The organism is Terrabacter sp. AAH1, from assembly GCF_054456855.1.
This window is the reverse complement of the sequence record NZ_JBTJJV010000010.1, coordinates 127,027-143,987: the sequence shown is the minus strand read 5'-3', so window position 1 is coordinate 143,987 and position 16,961 is coordinate 127,027. Positions and strand designations below refer to the sequence as shown.

Annotated in this window: 14 protein-coding genes; 8 read left to right on the top strand and 6 right to left on the bottom strand. The window is 70.9% G+C overall.

The annotated features are described in order from the left end of the window. Window positions 1–51 precede the first annotated feature (51 nt). The 3 genes from ACXR8F_RS15715 to ACXR8F_RS15705 form a co-directional block, all read right to left on the bottom strand. Window positions 52–624 (bottom strand): hypothetical protein, encoded by a 573-nt coding sequence (locus tag ACXR8F_RS15715; protein WP_045190617.1) that lies wholly within the window; start codon window positions 622–624, stop codon window positions 52–54. Between the two features lie 159 nt (window positions 625–783). After that, window positions 784–2,043, bottom strand: coding sequence for a toxic anion resistance protein (locus ACXR8F_RS15710; RefSeq protein ID WP_045190615.1), 1,260 nt, complete (start codon window positions 2,041–2,043; stop codon window positions 784–786). Window positions 2,044–2,438: 395 nt separating this feature from the next. After that, entirely contained in the window at window positions 2,439–3,221 is a 783-nt protein-coding gene (locus tag ACXR8F_RS15705; RefSeq protein ID WP_458801847.1) for a dioxygenase family protein, read from the bottom strand. Between the two features lie 303 nt (window positions 3,222–3,524). Between ACXR8F_RS15705 and topA the strand changes: the two genes are divergently transcribed. From topA to ACXR8F_RS15680, 5 genes are all read left to right on the top strand, one after another. After that, entirely contained in the window at window positions 3,525–6,314 is a 2,790-nt protein-coding gene (gene topA / locus ACXR8F_RS15700) for a type I DNA topoisomerase (RefSeq protein ID WP_458801845.1), read from the top strand. A gap of 144 nt (window positions 6,315–6,458) precedes the next feature. Next, complete coding sequence (locus ACXR8F_RS15695; protein WP_458801843.1) at window positions 6,459–6,893, top strand: GNAT family N-acetyltransferase; 435 nt, start codon at window positions 6,459–6,461, stop codon at window positions 6,891–6,893. Between the two features lie 29 nt (window positions 6,894–6,922). Then, window positions 6,923–7,726 (top strand): PIG-L deacetylase family protein, encoded by an 804-nt coding sequence (locus ACXR8F_RS15690; RefSeq protein ID WP_045190610.1) that lies wholly within the window; start codon window positions 6,923–6,925, stop codon window positions 7,724–7,726. A gap of 43 nt (window positions 7,727–7,769) precedes the next feature. After that, window positions 7,770–8,237, top strand: coding sequence for an SCP2 sterol-binding domain-containing protein (locus ACXR8F_RS15685; RefSeq protein ID WP_458801840.1), 468 nt, complete (start codon window positions 7,770–7,772; stop codon window positions 8,235–8,237). Between the two features lie 10 nt (window positions 8,238–8,247). Then, window positions 8,248–9,462 carry an acyl-CoA dehydrogenase family protein gene (locus tag ACXR8F_RS15680; protein WP_458801838.1) on the top strand — a complete coding sequence of 405 codons (1,215 nt, stop codon included), beginning with the start codon at window positions 8,248–8,250 and terminating at the stop codon, window positions 9,460–9,462. A gap of 67 nt (window positions 9,463–9,529) precedes the next feature. Here ACXR8F_RS15680 and ACXR8F_RS15675 read toward each other — a convergent pair whose 3' ends face one another. After that, window positions 9,530–10,924: a GntP family permease gene (locus ACXR8F_RS15675; RefSeq protein WP_045190606.1), complete on the bottom strand. Its 1,395-nt coding sequence runs from the start codon at window positions 10,922–10,924 to the stop codon at window positions 9,530–9,532. Then, window positions 10,921–11,550: a gluconokinase gene (locus tag ACXR8F_RS15670; protein WP_458801836.1), complete on the bottom strand. Its 630-nt coding sequence runs from the start codon at window positions 11,548–11,550 to the stop codon at window positions 10,921–10,923. Before ACXR8F_RS15670 ends, ACXR8F_RS15675 begins: the two co-directional genes overlap by 4 nt. Before the next feature lie 157 nt (window positions 11,551–11,707). Here ACXR8F_RS15670 and ACXR8F_RS15665 point away from each other — a divergent pair, with 157 nt between their 5' ends. After that, window positions 11,708–12,412, top strand: a complete 705-nt coding sequence (locus tag ACXR8F_RS15665; RefSeq protein WP_458801834.1) for a FadR/GntR family transcriptional regulator — start codon at window positions 11,708–11,710, stop codon at window positions 12,410–12,412. A gap of 114 nt (window positions 12,413–12,526) precedes the next feature. Here the strand turns inward: ACXR8F_RS15665 and ACXR8F_RS15660 are convergent, their stop codons facing one another. Beyond that, a complete protein-coding gene (locus ACXR8F_RS15660) occupies window positions 12,527–14,749 on the bottom strand; it encodes an NADP-dependent isocitrate dehydrogenase (protein ID WP_458801832.1) in 2,223 nt (740 codons plus the stop codon). A 163-nt stretch (window positions 14,750–14,912) separates the two neighbouring features. Between ACXR8F_RS15660 and ACXR8F_RS15655 the strand changes: the two genes are divergently transcribed. Both ACXR8F_RS15655 and ACXR8F_RS15650 read left to right on the top strand, forming a co-directional pair. Then, window positions 14,913–16,316: a serine hydrolase domain-containing protein gene (locus ACXR8F_RS15655; RefSeq protein ID WP_458801830.1), complete on the top strand. Its 1,404-nt coding sequence runs from the start codon at window positions 14,913–14,915 to the stop codon at window positions 16,314–16,316. After that, the gene (locus ACXR8F_RS15650) at window positions 16,316–16,909 is read left to right on the top strand and encodes a GNAT family N-acetyltransferase (protein WP_458801866.1); all 594 of its coding nucleotides are present in this window, start codon (window positions 16,316–16,318) and stop codon (window positions 16,907–16,909) included. Before ACXR8F_RS15655 ends, ACXR8F_RS15650 begins: the two co-directional genes overlap by 1 nt. Window positions 16,910–16,961 lie beyond the last annotated feature (52 nt).

Sequence of the window (16,961 nt, the reverse complement as noted above, 5' to 3'; positions counted from 1 at the left end):
CTGCTCATGACTGCTCATGACTGCTCGTGACTGCTCATGCGTCGTGCATCCTCACTCGGGGGGCGCCAGTGGAGCGGGCGACGGTGTGCCGGGAGCGGGTGGCGGCGCGACCTGGACGGGGTCGGGCCCGAGGCCGAGCACCCCGCCGGCCGAGGCGTGGCCGAACTTCTCCTCGAGGAAGGCCCCGTGGATGATGATCGCCTCGGCGTCGGCGCGGTTCACGGCGTCGTAGACCTTGTCCATCGTCGTGCCGAGCAGGTCGAGCTGGTCGACGAGCAGCATCACCGAGCTCTTGCCGGCAGCGATGGGGCGGGTGTCGGCCCAGTCGCGCGGCAGCCGCAGGTAGTTGCCGATGGCGACGGGCAGGTAGTCGGTGACCGTCGCCATGACGCTGAAGCCCTGGCTGCTGCCGAGACCGAGGTTGTCGAGCCGGGGGAGGGCCTGGCGCACGATGCGGGTGACGCGCAGCAGCCGGGAGAGCACGACGCCCGGCACCTTGCCGTCACGGGCCTGCTGCTCGATCAGCGCGAGCGCCTCGAGCAGCTGCTCCGTGGTCGGCGGCCCCGGGCGCGCGGGCTCGGGTGCCTCGGGCTCGCCCAACCCGAACCACGACCGGATTCCCACTGCGTTGTCCCCTCTGGTGTCCGCGGGGCCGACCGCTGGTCGGCCCCGCACATCCTGCAGCACGGGCCGCTCGTCGGCGACCCTGCTCACCTCACCGGCGCGTCACGCGCCGTCCACCCGTCTCTCGTGTGCCGTCGGACCCCTCTCAGCCCAGTGGGCTCACCGCCCCGACCCGAGGTCGAGCAGGCCGGGCGCGGAGTTCTCGGTGCGGCGGGCGTCCTGCTTGGCGACCCGGTCGAGGTAGCTGCGCGACTTGGCGACCTCGGTCTCGAGCGTGCCGATGGTGGCGGCCATGTTGTCGAGGGCCCGCACCTTGAACTGGTCGATGGTGTCCATCGTCTCGTAGATGTTGGCGAAGGCCTTCTGCAGCGACTCGATCGACAGGGTCGAGCTCGCCGACTGCTCCTGGATGCGGGCCGAGTTCTGCTTGAGAGCCTCGGACGTGCGCTCGATGATGCCGGACGTCGTCGTGTTGAGGGCCGTGATCTGGTCGAGCACGAGCTGCTGGTTGTTGAGCGCCTGGGCCACGATGACGGCGGTGCGCAGGGCCGAAACGGTGGTCGTCGTGGCGCGGTCGACGCCCTTGATGAGCTCGATGTTGTTCTTGATGATGATGTCGATGGCCAGGTAGTTCTGGATCGAGACCGCGAGCTGCGTCAGCAGGTCCTGGTGCTTCTGGCGCACGTAGAAGAGGACGTCCTCGCGCAGCGCCTTGGCCCGCTCGGGGTCGCCGGCCTCGAGAGTCGCGACCTGGGCCGCAAGCTTGGCGTCGAGCTTCTCGGCGACGTAGACGTACTGGTTGAGCCGGCCCATCGACTCCCAGAGGTTCTTCTTCTCGAGGTTGAGGGCGACGTTGTCCTTGACGAGCTCGTCCTGGCCCGACTGGAGCGAGTGGAGGATGCCGTTGAGGTGGCTCTGCGCCGACTGGTACTTGCGGAAGTAGTCGGTGACCTTGTCGCCGAACGGGATCATGCCGAGGAACTTCTTCGCGCCCGTGGCCTGGCCGGGGTCGAGGTCCTCGACGGTGCGGCGCAGGTCCAGCAGGGTCTTGCCGACCTTCGAGTTGCCGGAGAGGCCCCCCTCGTTGAGCGCCTTGACCGGCATCTGGAGCATCCGGTTGCTCGACTCGGCGGCAAAGCGGACCTCGTCGTTGCCCATCGAGCGCACGTCCGCGGCCTTGTGCTCCCACTCGGGCGACCTCGCGGCGGCCTTGAGGAGGGAGTCGAGGTAGGTGTCGACCTTGGCGTCGAGCCCGGGCAGGGCCGCCTCGGGCACCGCCGGTGCCATCTTCGGGGCCGAGGTCGCGGCGACGGGCGCCGTGGGGGCCGGGGCGGTGAGGATGAACGCCTCGCCGGGCGGCGGCTCGAGCGGGGCCACCTGGGCGGGTGCGGCTGCCTGGGCGGCGGGCTGGTCAGTCATCTCCAACGGGTCCTTCCCTCAGTGCGGCCGCGTCGGCGACGCGACCGAAGTCCCCACCCGTCGCGACGTGCCGGGGCACGTCCTGCAGGTGCACTGCTCGCGTGCACCACACACGCCTGCGGCGCGCTCGTCGGGCGTACGGCCACTCTACGTGCCGTGCGCCTGCGACGGGATGCCGATCGGACCGGTTCCGCCGCCCTGCTGACGTGGTGCCGACGCTGGTGCCAACGCGGTGGCGAAGCTCCGAATCCGCAGGCGCGAGAGTGACCGTGGCGCGGAGTCAGGGGAGGTTCCACGCCACGGCCGAGGTGTGGGTACCCACACCTGAGGAACGGGTGGGGTTATCGGCGGGTTCCCGTCGCGCCGGACCGGGGGTGCGCGCGTCGGGAGGACGTTCAGCTGAACTGCCAGGAGCGCTTGGACAGGCCGAACCAGAAGCCGTCGATGACGCTCTTGTTGTCGAGTCCGCCGGACTCGTACGCGGCCCCGAGCGTGACGAAGAGGGGTGCGAAGTGCTCGGTGCGCGGGTGCGCCTCGTGCGCGGCCGGGGCCTTGTCGAGGAAGTCGAGCAGGCTGTCGACGTCCTTGGCCTTCATGGCCTCCTGCGCCCAGTGGTCGAACTCGGCGCTCGCCCGGGGCGGCAGCGCGTCGGCGCCGGCGCGCGGGTTGAACCAGCGCAGGTTGTGGGTGGTGAAGCCCGAGCCGACGATCATCGTGCCCTGCTCGCGCAGTGGCGCGAGGCGGCGGCCGATCTCGAAGAGACCGCGCGGGTCGAGCGTCGGCATCGACATCTGGAGCACCGGCACGTCGGCCTCGGGAAACATCTCCTTGAGGGGCACGTAGGCGCCGTGGTCGAGGCCGCGGGCCTCGTCGCGGTGGACCTGGTGACCGGGCCAGGTGAGCAGCTTTGTCACGTCGTCGGCGAGGCCGGGCGCGGCCGGTGCGTCGTAGGTGACCTCGTAGTACTTCTGCGGGAACCCCCAGAAGTCGTACGTGAGGGGGGCGCCGGTCGTGGAGCCGAGCGTCGTGGGCGCGTCCTCCCAGTGGGCCGAGACCATGAGCACGCTCTCGGGCTTGTCCAGGTCGGAGGACCACTCGGCGAGCTGGGCCGTCCAGCGCTCGTCGTCGGCGAGCGGCGGCGCGCCGTGGCTCAGGTAGAGGACGGGGGCGGTGGTCATGAGGGGTCCTTCCGGCGTTTGGTTGAACAGTAAACTATCACGTCCAACGTGGCCCTGCCCGCCATCATTCCCCAGCACGTATGCCGTCCGGCCGGCTTTGCGCGACCCCGCGCACGCGTCGGACGGGGCGGGCCGGCACCGGGCGGAAGGGCGGCATACGGCCTCGGGTGGGTCCCGTCGCACCGGCCGCGCTGCGGATGTCTGGGCGACCTTCCCGGCGCGGGCTGTTACGGTCGGTCCGCGTCCACGCAGGAGCAGCGACGAATCCGCTGCACGTGTGATGCGGGAAGTAGAAGGTGCACCATGGCCGCTGGCAAGGGCCGCAAGCTCGTCATCGTCGAGTCGCCCGCGAAGGCGAAGACGATCGCCGGTTACCTCGGAGGTGAGTTCGAGGTCGAGGCCTCGGTGGGCCACATCCGTGACCTGCCCAACCCGTCCGAGCTGCCCGCCGACATGAAGAAGGGCCCGTTCGGCAAGTTCGCCGTCGACGTCGAGAACGGCTTCGAGCCCTACTACGTCGTCGACCCCGACAAGAAGAAGAAGGTCGCCGAGCTCAAGCGTCTCCTCAAGGACTCCAGCGAGCTCTACCTCGCCACCGATGAGGACCGCGAGGGCGAGGCCATCGCGTGGCACCTGCTCGAGGCGCTCAAGCCGCGAGTTCCCGTGAAGCGCATGGTCTTCCACGAGATCACCCGCGAGGCGATCCAGCGGGCGGTCAACGACACCCGTGAGATCGACACCGCGATGGTCGACGCCCAGGAGACCCGCCGCATCCTCGACCGCCTCTACGGCTACGAGGTCAGCCCGGTGCTGTGGCGCAAGGTCCGCCAGGGACTTTCCGCCGGCCGCGTCCAGTCCGTCGCGACCCGCATGGTCGTCGAGCGCGAGCGCGAGCGCATGGCGTTCGTCCGCGCCTCCTACTGGGACGTCGAGGGTGACTTCACGCCCGACGGCGCGAGCCAGCAGTTCACCGCTCGCCTCGCGGCGGTCGACGGCGCCCGCGTCGCGACCGGTCGCGACTTCGCCGACGACGGCAGCCTGACGGGCAAGGGGGTCGTGCACCTCGACGAGGCGCTCGCGACCCGCATCGCCGAGGCCTGCCTGCCGCAGCGCGCCCGCGTCACCGACGTCCAGGAGAAGCCGTACACCCGTCGCCCGTCGGCGCCGTTCACCACGTCGACGCTCCAGCAGGAGGCCTCGCGCAAGCTGCGGCTGAGCTCGAAGAACGCGATGCGCGTCGCGCAGCGGCTCTACGAGAACGGCTACATCACCTACATGCGTACCGACAGCACGACGCTGTCGGACGCCGCGACCACCGCGGCACGCAGCCAGGCCCGCGACATGTACGGCGCCGAGTACGTGCCCGACAGCCCGCGCCGCTACGAGAAGAAGGTCAAGAACGCCCAGGAGGCGCACGAGGCCATCCGCCCCGCCGGTGACCGCTTCCGCTCGCCGGCCCAGGTCGCGGGCGAGCTGCGCGGCGAGGAGTTCGCGCTCTACGAGCTGATCTGGAAGCGCACCGTCGCCTCGCAGATGGCCGACGCGCGCGGCTCGACCGCCACCGTCCGGCTCGCCGTCGACACCGCCGTCGAGGGCGCACAGACCGTCGAGTTCAGCGCCAGCGGCACGGTCATCACGTTCAAGGGCTTCCTCGCCGCCTACGAGGAGGGGCGCGACGACGAGGCCGCCGCGAAGGCCGACGCCGCCGCCGAGGAGCGCCGCCTGCCCAAGCTGAGCGCCGGCGTGCCGCTCGAGGTCGTGCGTGCCGAGGCCGACGGCCACGAGACGAGCCCGCCCGCGCGCTACACCGAGGCCACCCTCGTCAAGGCGATGGAGGAGCGCGGCATCGGCCGCCCGTCCACGTACGCCGCGACGATCGGCACCATCCAGGACCGCGGTTACGTCTTCACCAAGGGGCAGGCGCTCGTGCCGACGTGGCTCGCCTTCGCGGTGACGCGGCTGCTCGAGGAGCACTTCGGCAGTCTCGTCGACTACGAGTTCACCGCCTCGATGGAGGAGGATCTCGACCGCATCGCCAACGGCGACGAGGGCCGGGTCGCCTGGCTCAAGCGCTTCTACTTCGGTGAGGAGGCGACGAGCGGCGCCGGGCTCAAGAGCCTCGTCGACGACCTCGGCGAGATCGACGCCAAGGAGATCAGCACGATCCCGATCGGCGAGGGCATGGTCGTGCGCGTCGGCCGCTACGGCCCCTACGTCGAGGAGGTCGCGCCCGCCGGGGTCGACCTCTCGACGGGCGAGGTCGCCGACGGCGCCGACGTGTCGGGCACCCCGCGGCGCGCGACGATCACCGACGACATCGCGCCCGACGAGATGACGCCCGAGAAGGCACGCGAGCTGCTCGAGGTCGCGGCCGACGACGGCAAGGTGCTCGGCCAGGACCCCGAGACCGGCCGCGACATCGTCGCCCGGGCCGGCCGCTACGGCCCCTACGTCACCGAGGTCATCGACGACGAGGCGCCCGGGGGCGACAAGCCGAAGGGCCGCAAGGCGGCCAAGGCCAAGCCGCGCACGGCGTCGCTCTTCAAGGACATGGAGCTCTCGACGCTCACGATCGACGACGCGTTGAAGCTTCTGTCGCTGCCGCGCGTCGTCGGCTCCGACGCCGAGGGTGTCGAGATCACCGCGCAGAACGGCCGCTACGGGCCCTACCTCAAGAGGGGCACCGACTCGCGGTCGCTGACCACCGAGCAGCAGCTCTTCGACATCACGCTCGAGGAGGCGCTGGCGATCTACGCCCAGCCCAAGCAGCGTGGCCGCGCCGCGGCCGCCCCGCCGCTCAAGGAGCTCGGCGCCGACCCCGTCAGCGGCAAGCCGGTCGTCGTCAAGGACGGCCGCTTCGGCCCGTACGTCACCGACGGCGAGACGAACGCGACGCTGCGCAAGGACGACGACCCCGCGTCGATCACGCCCGAGCGCGGGTTCGAGCTGCTCGCCGAGAAGCGGGCCAAGGGCCCGACCACCCGCAAGCGTGCCGTGAAGAAGACGGCGAAGAAGACGACGACGAAGAAGGCGACGGCGAAGGCGACGACGAAAAAGGCGACGACCCGCAAGGCCGCCACCAAGAAGTCCTGACGCACGGCCTTCGCGATCGAGAGAACGCTCCGTCCCCCGTGGGACGGGGCGTTCTCTCGATCGCGGGGGATTGGGGATTGGCCCATTGCGTATGCCGCCGAGTGGCCCTCCCGGTCCCCCCGGGCCTCGAGCTACGGTCACGTCGTGACCACCATCCGAGCCCTCGAGGGCGACGACCGGCAGCGGTGGGAGGAGCTGTTCCGCGCGTACATCGCCTTCTACGAGCGCGAGCTCGACCAGGCGGCATACGACAGGGCGTGGCGTGAGTTCGTCTCCGGCGCAAGGATGCACGCGCGCGTAGCGGTGGTGGACGGCGTCGTCGTCGGCCTCACCCACTTCCTCGTGCACCCCAGCACGTCCGGTCCGGACGTCTGCTACCTGCAGGACCTCTTCACCGCTCCCGAGGCGCGCGGTCGCGGTGTCGGGCGGGCGCTCATCGAGTCCGTCGCCGACTGGGCGCGCGGACAGGGTTGCGGCCGCGTCTACTGGCAGACCCACGAGACGAACGCGACCGCGCGACGGCTCTACGACGAGGTCGCCGTGCGCGACGGCTTCCTCGTCTACCGGCTGCCGCTCTGACCGTCGGCGGGCGGTGAGAGGCTGACGGCATGGCAACCGTGGTCTTCGTCCATGCCCATCCCGACGACGAGGCGTCGCAGACGGCCGGGTCGATGGCCCGCGCCGTCAGCGAGGGGCACCGGGTCGTCCTCGTCGTCGCGACGAACGGCGACCACGGCGACGCACCCGACGACCTCGCCGAGGGCGAGACGGTCGTCCACCGACGCCGCGCCGAGGCGGCCGCGTCCAACGAGGTCATCGGCACCCACCGGGTCGCGTGGCTCGACTACGCCGACTCCGGCATGACCGGGTGGGCCCAGAACGACCACGAGCTGAGCTTCACCCGCGCCGACACCGAGCAGGCAGCCCAGAGGCTCGCGGGGATCCTTCGCGAGGAGGACGCCGACGTCGTCGTCGGCTACGACTGGCACGGTGGCTACGGCCACCCCGACCACGTCAAGGTGCACGCCGTCACCAAGCGGGCGGCCGAGATCGCCGGCACGCCGCGCTACCTCGAGAGCTCGATGAACCGCACGGCGATGATCCGCTCGCACGAGGCCGCGCTCGCGGCCGGGCAGGACGTCGGCGACTGGGACCCCCGCGCGCCGATGGACGACGGCAACCCGCTCGGCAGCCTCGAGGAGGAGCTGCACTGGGCCTGCGACGTCGGGGAGTTCCTCGAGGTCAAGCGCTCGGCGCTCAAGGCCCACGCCAGCCAGTCCGACGCCCAGGGCATGCTCCAGATGCCCGAGGACTGGTTCACCCAGGGCTTCTCGTGGGAGCACTACATCGAGCCCGGCCGGCCTGACGGCATGGTCGTCGGGTGGTTCCTCGACAACGAGACCGTCGGGTAACCTACTCGCGGTAACAACGCCGTTCTGCACCGGAGGTCCACCCATGCCCGACATCGACTTCACCACCGCCAGCGCCGACGAGCTCGCCGCCGTCGAGCCGGGTGACTTCATCCGCATCGTCAAGGAGATGTCCGACAAGGACGTCAAGCAGGTGATGGAGAGCGCCAACCGCGAGCCGATCGTCGCGGCGATCTTCTCGCGCATGCCCGAGCTCTTCCGCGCCGACCGCGCAGGCACGACGACGGCCACCACGCACTGGAGCATCGCCGGCCGCCCCGACGGCGGCGCCGACGAGTGGACCGTGCGCTTCGCCGACGGCACCTGCACCACGCTGCCCGGTCACGACGGCGACTCCACCCTCTCGCTCGCGATGTCGCCCGTCGACTTCACCAAGGTCATCACCAAGAGCGGCAACCCGGTGATGATGTTCATGACCGGCAAGATCAAGGCGAAGGGCGACCTCGGTCTCGCCGCCAACATCGCGAACTTCTTCGACATCCCCAAGGCCTGAGGCGCCGGTCGTGGCCGAGTTCTCCCTCGCCCTGGACGACGACCAGACCGAGATCCGCGACTGGGTGCACGGCTTCGCCGCCGACGTCGTGCGCCCGGCCGCCGCGGAGTGGGACGCCCGCGAGGAGACGCCCTGGCCGGTCATCAAGGAGGCCGCGAAGAACGGCCTCTACGGCTTCGAGTTCCTCGCCCAGTGCTGGTCCGACCCCACCGGCATCTCGATCAACCTCGCCAACGAGGAGCTCTTCTGGGGTGACGCCGGCATCGGCATGTCGATCTTCGGCACCACCCTCGCGGTGGCCGCCATCTACGGCTCGGGCACCCCCGACCAGATGGTCGAGTGGCTGCCCCAGTGCTACGGCGACGCCGACGACCCGAAGCTCGCCGCCTTCGCCACGACCGAGCCGCAGGCCGGCTCCGACGTCGGCGCCATGCGCACCCGAGCCCGCTACGACGAGGCGACCGACGAGTGGGTGATCAACGGGCAGAAGGCCTACATCACCAACGGCGGCATCGCGGGCGTCCACGTCGTCACCGCGGTGGTCGACCCCGAGCTCGGCTCCCGAGGGCAGGCGGCGTTCGTGGTGCCGCCGGGCACTGCCGGGCTCGTGGGCGCCAAGAAGCTGCGCAAGCTGGGGCTGCGTGCCTCGCACACCGCCGACGTCTTCCTCGACGACGTGCGCGTGCCGGGCTCGTGCCTGCTCGGCGGCAAGGAGAAGCTCGACGAGCGTCTCGCCCGGGCGCGCGAGGGCGGGTCGTCCAGTGGTCAGGCGGCGATGCGCACCTTCGAGATCTCACGGCCCACGGTGGGGGCGCAGGCGATCGGGATCGCCCGGGCGGCATACGAGTACGCCCTCGACTACGCCAAGGAGCGCGTCGCGTTCGGACGCCCCATCATCGAGAACCAGGCGATCGCGTTCGCCCTCGCCGACATGCGCACCGAGATCGACGCCGCGCGGCTGCTCGTGTGGCGGGCGTCGTGGATGGGCCGCACCAACCAGCCGTTCACGGCGGCCGAGGGCTCGATGAGCAAGCTCAAGGCCGGCGAGGTGGCGGTCGCGGTCACCGACAAGGCGGTGCAGATCCTCGGGGGCGCCGGCTACGTCACCGACCACCCCGTCGAGCGGTGGTCGCGCGACGCGAAGATCTACACGATCTTCGAGGGCACCAGCGAGATCCAGCGCATCGTCATCGCCCGCGCCATCAGCGGCGTCCGCATCCACTAGCCGCTTCGCCCACGTGTCAAGGGCCGGTTCTCGTGGCGAGAACCGGCCCTTCCCACGTCGACTTCAGCTAGACGACCAGGTCGAGGAGCATGACCAGGACGAGGCCGGTCACCGACAGGATCGTCTCCATCACCGACCAGGTCTTGATGGTCTGGCCGACCTTGAGGCCGAAGTACTCCTTGACCAGCCAGAAGCCGGCGTCGTTGACGTGCGAGAAGAACACCGAGCCGGCGCCGATCGCGAGCACCATGAGCGAGACCTCGGTGGTCGACATGTTGGCTGCCAGCGGCGCGAGGATGCCGGAGGCCGTGACGGTGGCGACGGTGGCCGAGCCGGTGGCGAGGCGGATGAAGACGGCCACGAGCCAGGCGAGCAGCAGGACCGACAGGCCGCTCTGGGCGATCCAGTCGGCGACGAGCTGGCCGATGCCGGTGTCGACGAGGGTCTGCTTGAAGCCGCCGCCGGCCGCGACGATGAGGATGATCCCGGCGATCGGGCCGAGCGAGGACTCGAGCGACGTGCCGACCTGCTTGATGCCCATGCCGGCGCCGCGGCCGAGGGTGAACATCGCGAGGATCACGGCGATGAGCAGCGCGATGAGCGGCGTGCCGAGGAAGTCGAGCACGACGCGGACGGGCGTGTCCTTGGGCGCGAGGATGTCGGCCAGGGCCTTGCCCATCATGAGGACCACGGGCGTGAGGACGGTGAGCATCGTGACGCCGAACGAGGGCCGCGGGCCGTTCTCGGTGTCGCGCGACTCGAACAGCTCGGGGGCGGGCACGTCGACCCAGCGGCCGGCGATGCGGGCGAACCACGGACCGGCGACGGCGATGGTGGGGATCGCCACGAGGATGCCGAGGCCCAGGGTGACGCCGAGGTCGGCCTTGAGGGCGTCGATGGCCACGAGGGGGCCCGGGTGCGGGGGCACGAGGCCGTGCATGGCCGAGAGGCCGGCGAGGGCCGGGATGCCGACGCGCACGAGCGACAGGCCCGAGCGGCGGGCCACGAGGAAGATCACCGGCATGAGCAGCACGAGGCCGATCTCGAAGAACATCGGCAGGCCGATGATCGCGCCGACGCCAGCCATCGCCCACGGCAGGCTGCGGGCGGAGCTGCGCCCGATGATGGTGTCGACGATCTCGTCGGCGCCGCCCGAGTCGGCGAGCAGCTTGCCGAACATCGCGCCCAGCGCGATGAGGATGCCGACGCCGGCTGCGGTGCTGCCGAAGCCCTTGGTGTAGCTGTCGAGCACGTCGGACATCGAGACGCCCGCCACCCCGCCGACGGTGAGCGACCCGAGCGTCAGGGCGAGGAACGGGTGCAGCTTGAAGCGCACGATGAGCACGACGAGCACGGCGATGCCGAGCAGCGCTGCGGGGACGAGCCGCCCCGCCGGGATGTCAGGAGGGGTGTCGGCGGCGACCGCCGACAGGGGCAGGAGGGACAGGAGGTCGGTCGTCATCTGCGGGTCTCTTCCGGGTTGTCGGCGTCGCCGCCGGCGCTGGGCGTGGAGGTGGGGGTGGAGGTGGGGGTGGGGTTCGACGGATCGGTGGCGGGGCCGGGCTGCACGAGGCCGACCGACTGCGTCACGAGCTCGTCGACCGCCTGGTCGACGTCGAGCACCGAGCCGCGCTCGTCGTGCTCGAGCGGCTCGAGGGTCGCGAACTGCGACTCGACGAGGGCCGCGGGCATGAAGTGGCCGGGGCGGCCTGCGACGCGGGCAGCGATGACCTGTGGCGTGCCGTGCAGGTGGATGAAGTACGCCTGCGGTGCAGCGGCCGTGAGGACGTCGCGGTAGGCGCGTCGCAGGGCAGAGCAGCTGACGACGCCGCCGGTATCGGCGTGCGCGGCGAGCCACTCTCCGATGATCGCGAGCCAGGGGCCGCGGTCGTCGTCGGTGAGGGGGATGCCGGCGGACATCTTGTCGATGTTGGCCTGCGGGTGGAAGTCGTCGGCGTCCGCGAAGGGGACGCGCAGGCGCTGGGCCAGGGCCGCGCCGACCGTGGTCTTGCCAGAGCCCGAGACGCCCATGACGACGACCAGGGGCGGGGGGTGGTGCTGGGGTTTCGATGTCGTCTGCTGCGACATGGTCCGTGACTCCTTCGTCCGGCTCGATCGCTCTCATCGTCGAGTCGCAGGAGCCAGAGTGCAGCAAGAAGGGCGTCTTATCAAGTCATGTGGGCAAACAAAGCATCTTTAATGCGGCAACGGTCGCAGCACGGCGGTCGTGTGGGAGGCTGTGGCCGTGCCCGACGCCCCCCGCCCCGCGCTCCACGCGAGCGTCCTCGACACGCTCGGACGCGAGATCGTCTCGGGTGACCTGCCGGCCGGGACGGTGCTGCGCATCGACCAGCTCGACGAGCGCCACGGCGTGTCCCGGTCGGTCGTGCGTGAGGCGGTGCGGGTGCTCGACTCGATGGGTCTGGTCGAGGCGCGCAAGCGCCTGGGCGTACGCGTGCTGCCGAGCTCGTCGTGGAACGTGTTCGACCCGCGGGTGATCCGGTGGCGTCTGGACGGCCCGGGGCGTGAGGAGCAGCTGCTGTCGCTGGGTGACCTGCGGCGCGGGATCGAGCCGGTGGCGGCCGAGCTGGCGGCGGCGCACGCGAGCCCGGAGCAGTGCGGGGCGATGGTCGGGGCGGTGGTGCAGATGGCGGTGCACGCGAAGTCCGGGGACCTCGAGGCGTACCTGCGGGCCGACCAGCTGTTCCACGCGACGTTGCTCGCGGCATCGGGCAACGAGATGCTCGCCGCGCTCGGTGACGTCGTCGGCGAGGTGCTCGCCGGCCGCACGCACCACGACCTCATGCCGAGCACGCCGAACCCCGTCGCGGTGCGCCTCCACGGTGACGTCGCGGAGGCCGTCCAGTCGGGCGACGGCGCCGCCGCGTCCGCCGCGATGCAGGCGATCATCGCCGAGGCGAGCGACGCCCTGCGCGACCCGGACGCGTAGTCGCCACCACGCCTCCAGCGCGTCGCGTGGCCCCATCTCCGCTGGGCGTCCAGACAGCAGAGTGCCCACTCGGCTGGGTGAGCCGAGTGGGCACTCTGCCAAGCGGGAGGTGGCTCAGGCGAGCGAGTCGATGATCGAGTTGAACGTCTTCGACGGGCGCATCACCGTGGCGACCTTGTCGGCGTCGGGGCGGTAGTAGCCACCGATGTCGACGGAGTGGCCCTGCGCGTCGACGAGCTCCTGGGAGATCGTCTCGATGTTGTCCGACAGGGTCTGGGCGACCGGCGCGAACGTCTCGGCGAGCGCGGCGTCGTCGGTCTGCTTCGCGAGCTCCTGGGCCCAGTAGAGGGCGAGCCACACGTGGCTGCCCCGGTTGTCGATCTGCCCGACCTTGCGGGCCGGTCCCTTGTTCTCGTCGAGCAGGGTGCCCGTCGCGCGGTCGAGGGCCTCGCCGAGGACCTTGGCCCGGGCGTTGCCCGTGACACCGGCGAGGTGCTCGAACGAGACTGCGAGAGCGAGGAACTCGCCGAGGCTGTCCCAGCGGAGGTAGTTCTCCTTGACGAGCTGCTGCACGTGCTTCGGGGCCGAGCCGCCCGCGCCGGTCTCGAAGAGGCCACCGCCGTTGATGAGTGGAACGACCGAGAGCATCTTGGCCGAGGTGCCGAGCTCGAGGATCGGGAAGAGGTCGGTGAGGTAGTCGCGCAGCACGTTGCCGGTGACCGAGATGGTGTCCTCCCCCTTGCGGATGCGGCCCAGGGAGAAGGCGATCGCGTCGGTCGGCTTGAGGATCTGGATGTCGAGCCCCTCGGTGTCGTGCTCCTTCAGGTACTCCTCGACCTTGCCGATGAGGTTGGCGTCGTGCGCACGGTCGGCGTCGAGCCAGAACACGGCTGGGGAGCCCGTGGCGCGGGCGCGGGTGACGGCGAGCTTGACCCAGTCGCGGATCGGCACGTCCTTGGTCTGGCAGGCGCGCCAGATGTCGCCGGCCGAGACGGCGTGTTCGATGAGCGCGTTGCCCGAGCCGTCGACGATGCGCACGGTGCCGTCGGCGGGGATCTCGAACGTCTTGTCGTGGCTGCCGTACTCCTCGGCGGCCTGCGCCATGAGGCCGACGTTCGGCACCGAGCCCATCGTGGCCGGGTCGTAGGCGCCGTTGGCGCGGCAGTCGTCGATGACGACCTGGTAGATGCCGGCGTACGAGCTGTCGGGCAGCACGGCGAGCGTGTCGGCCTCGCTGCCCTCGGCGTTCCACATGTGGCCCGAGGTGCGGATCATCGCGGGCATCGACGCGTCGACGATGACGTCGCTCGGCACGTGCAGGTTGGTGATGCCCTTGTCGGAGTCGACCATCGCGATGGCCGGGCCCTCCTCGAAGCCCTTCTTCACCGCGGCTTCGACCTCGGCGCGCTGGTCGGCGGGCAGGCCCTCGACGGCCTTGAGGACGGCGCCGAGGCCGTCGTTGGGGGAGGCTCCGACCGAGGCCAGCTCGGCGGCATACGCCTGGAAGACCTCGGGGAAGAAGGCGCGCACGACGTGGCCGAAGATGATCGGGTCGGAGACCTTCATCATCGTGGCCTTGAGGTGCACCGAGAAGAGCACGTCCTCGGCCTTGGCGCGGGCGACCTGCTCGGAGAGGAACTCGCGCAGCTTCGCGACGTCCATGAAGGTGGCGTCGACGACCTCGCCCGCGAGGACCGGGATCGACTCCTTGAGCACGGTCGTCTGCCCGTCGGCGCCGACGAGCTCGACGCGGAGCGTGTCGTCGTTCGTGATGACGACGGACTTCTCGTTGTGGCGGAAGTCGTGCTCGCCCATGGTGGCGACGTTGGTCTTCGAGTCGGCGGTCCAGGCGCCCATCGAGTGCGGGTGCTTGCGCGCGTAGCTCTTGACCGACGCGGGAGCGCGGCGGTCGGAGTTGCCTTCGCGCAGAACGGGGTTGACCGCCGACCCCTTGACCTTGTCGTATGCCGCCCGGGCCGCCTTCTCGGCGTCGGTGGTCGGGTTGTCGGGGTAGTCGGGCAGGTCGTAGCCGGCGGCCTGCAGCTCGGCGACCGCGGCCTTGAGCTGCGGGATCGAGGCCGAGATGTTGGGCAGCTTGATGATGTTCGCCTCGGGCGTCTTCGCGAGCTCACCGAGCTCGGCCAGGGCGTCGCCGATGCGCTGCTCCGGCTTCAGGGCTTCGGGGAAGCCGGCGATGATGCGGCCCGAGAGCGAGATGTCGCGCGTCTCGACGTCGACGCCGGCCTGCTTGGCGAAGGCCGAGACGATCGGCAGCAGCGAGGCCGTGGCCAGGGCGGGCGCCTCGTCCGTGTGCGTGTAGATGATTGTCGAGTCCAACGCTGGTGCTCCGTTCGGGTTGCGGGTCGTGCCGAGATCCGAGAAGAGGATCCGAATAAATCTTGATGTCAAGATAACGGATCGGTCGCGGCCGTGGGGCCGCCGTCCCATCCTGCCGGGGTGCTCTGCGCCACGCCAGAGAGCCCGGCCTAGGGTGGAGCGGGTGAGCACCAGCCCCGACAGCGCCGTCGAGCCGGCCCCCACCGCCGACCCCGCGCCGGCCCTCGACCCGTCCACCTCGCGGCACCTGCACCACCTCCTCGCCACGGAGCAGCGATCGAACCGGCTGCCCTCCGTCGCGGCCGGCCTCGTGCGGGGCGGCGGCCTCGTGTGGTCCGACGCGGTGGGCACCCTCGACGGGAGGAAGGGCGGCGAGGCCGCCGACACCGACACGCAGTACCGCATGGGGTCGATCACCAAGACCTTCGTGGCCGTCGCGGTCATGCGGCTGCGCGACCAGGGACGTCTCGACCTCACCGACCACCTCGACGACCACGTGCCCGGCTCACAGCTCGGCCGCGCGACGATCGCCCAGCTGCTCTCGCACGGCGGTGGCGTCCAGGCCGAGACGAACGGCCCGTGGTGGGAGCGCACGCCGGGCGGCGACTGGGACGAGCTCGTAGGTTCGCTTGTGGCGCAACGCTTCCGGGCCGGTCGACGCTTCCACTACACCAACGTCGGCTTCGCGGCGCTCGGCGAGGTCGTGGCCCGGGCCAACGGTGCGGACTGGTTCGACGTCATCCGGCGCGACCTGCTCGCACCGTTGGGGATGACGCGCACCACGACCCGGCCGACGGGCAAGGCTGCGCAGGGTCTCGCGGTCCACCCCTTCGCCGACGTCCTGCTGCCCGAGCCCGAGCACGACGCCGGCGCGATGGCTCCGGCCGGCCAGCTGTGGACGACCGTCCAGGACCTCTCGCGGTGGGCCGCCTTCGCAGGCGGTGACACGGGCGAGGTGCTCTCGAAGGGCACGCTCGACGAGATGTACGAGCCGCACACCGTCGCCGACAACCCCGGCCTGCCGTGGACGGTCGCCCACGGGCTCGGCTGGCAGGTCTGGAACCTCGAGGGCACCCGGTATGCCGGTCACGGCGGCTCGATGCCCGGCTTCCTCGCCGGACTGCGCGTCGCGGTCGAGTCGGGTGACGGCGTCGTCGTGATGGCCAACTCGACGTCCGGCATGGGCACCATCGGTCCCGACCTGCTCGCTGCGCTCGCCGAGCGCGAACCGCTGACACCCCAGCCGTGGCACGCCGCGGGCGACCGGGGTGTGCTCGAGCTCGTTGGCACGTGGCACTGGGGGCCGTCGGTGTCGGTCGCGAAGGCAGTGGGGGAGCACCTGGTCCTCGGGGAGCCGGGGCAGGGGCGCGGCTCGAGGTTCGCCCCGGCGGGCACCGACGAGTGGGTCGGTCTCGACGGTTACTACACCGGCGAGCCGTTGCGTGTCGTCCGGGCGGGCGACGGCACGCCCTCGCACCTCGACCTCGCCTCGTTCCGCTTCACGCGCACCCCGTACGACCCGGCGGCCGACGTGCCCGGCGGCGTCGACGAGGCCGGTTGGCGATAGTGCCCCGCCCCGACCTGTCCGCGCTGACCTGGCCGCGGCGCACCGACCGCCTCGTCCTGCGCCCGCTCACGCCCGACGACGTCGACGCGGTCCTGGCCTACCGCGGTCTGCCCGAGGTCGTGGTGCACCTGAGCCACGGCGTGCTCGACCGTGAGCAGGTCACGGCCCGTATCGCCGACCGCATCGCCCGGAGGCTCCCGGGCGCCGGGAACCCACTGCTCGGCCTCGCCGTCGCGGATCCGCGGACGGGCCGGGTCGTCGGCGACGTGATGCTCCGGCTCGAGCCGAGCCACAGCATCGGCCCGGTCACCGACGAGTGGGAGCGCACCATCGGCTACGCGCTGCACCCCGACGTGCACGGCCGCGGCCTCGCCGCCGAGGCGGCTGCCGCGCTGCTCGCCATCGGCTTCCGCGACCTGGGGCTGCGACGGATCACCGCCGAAGCGTATGCCGACAACATCGCGTCCAACCGCGTGCTGCACCGCATCGGCATGCGGCTCGAGTCGACGAGCGTCGCGACGTCGCTGGGCAAGGACGGCACGTGGCTCGACGACAACACGTGGGCGCTGCTCCGTGAGGAGTGGCGTGGATGACGGATTCATGACGGGCGCATGACGAACTCCTGACGGACGCCGCCGGCGTGAG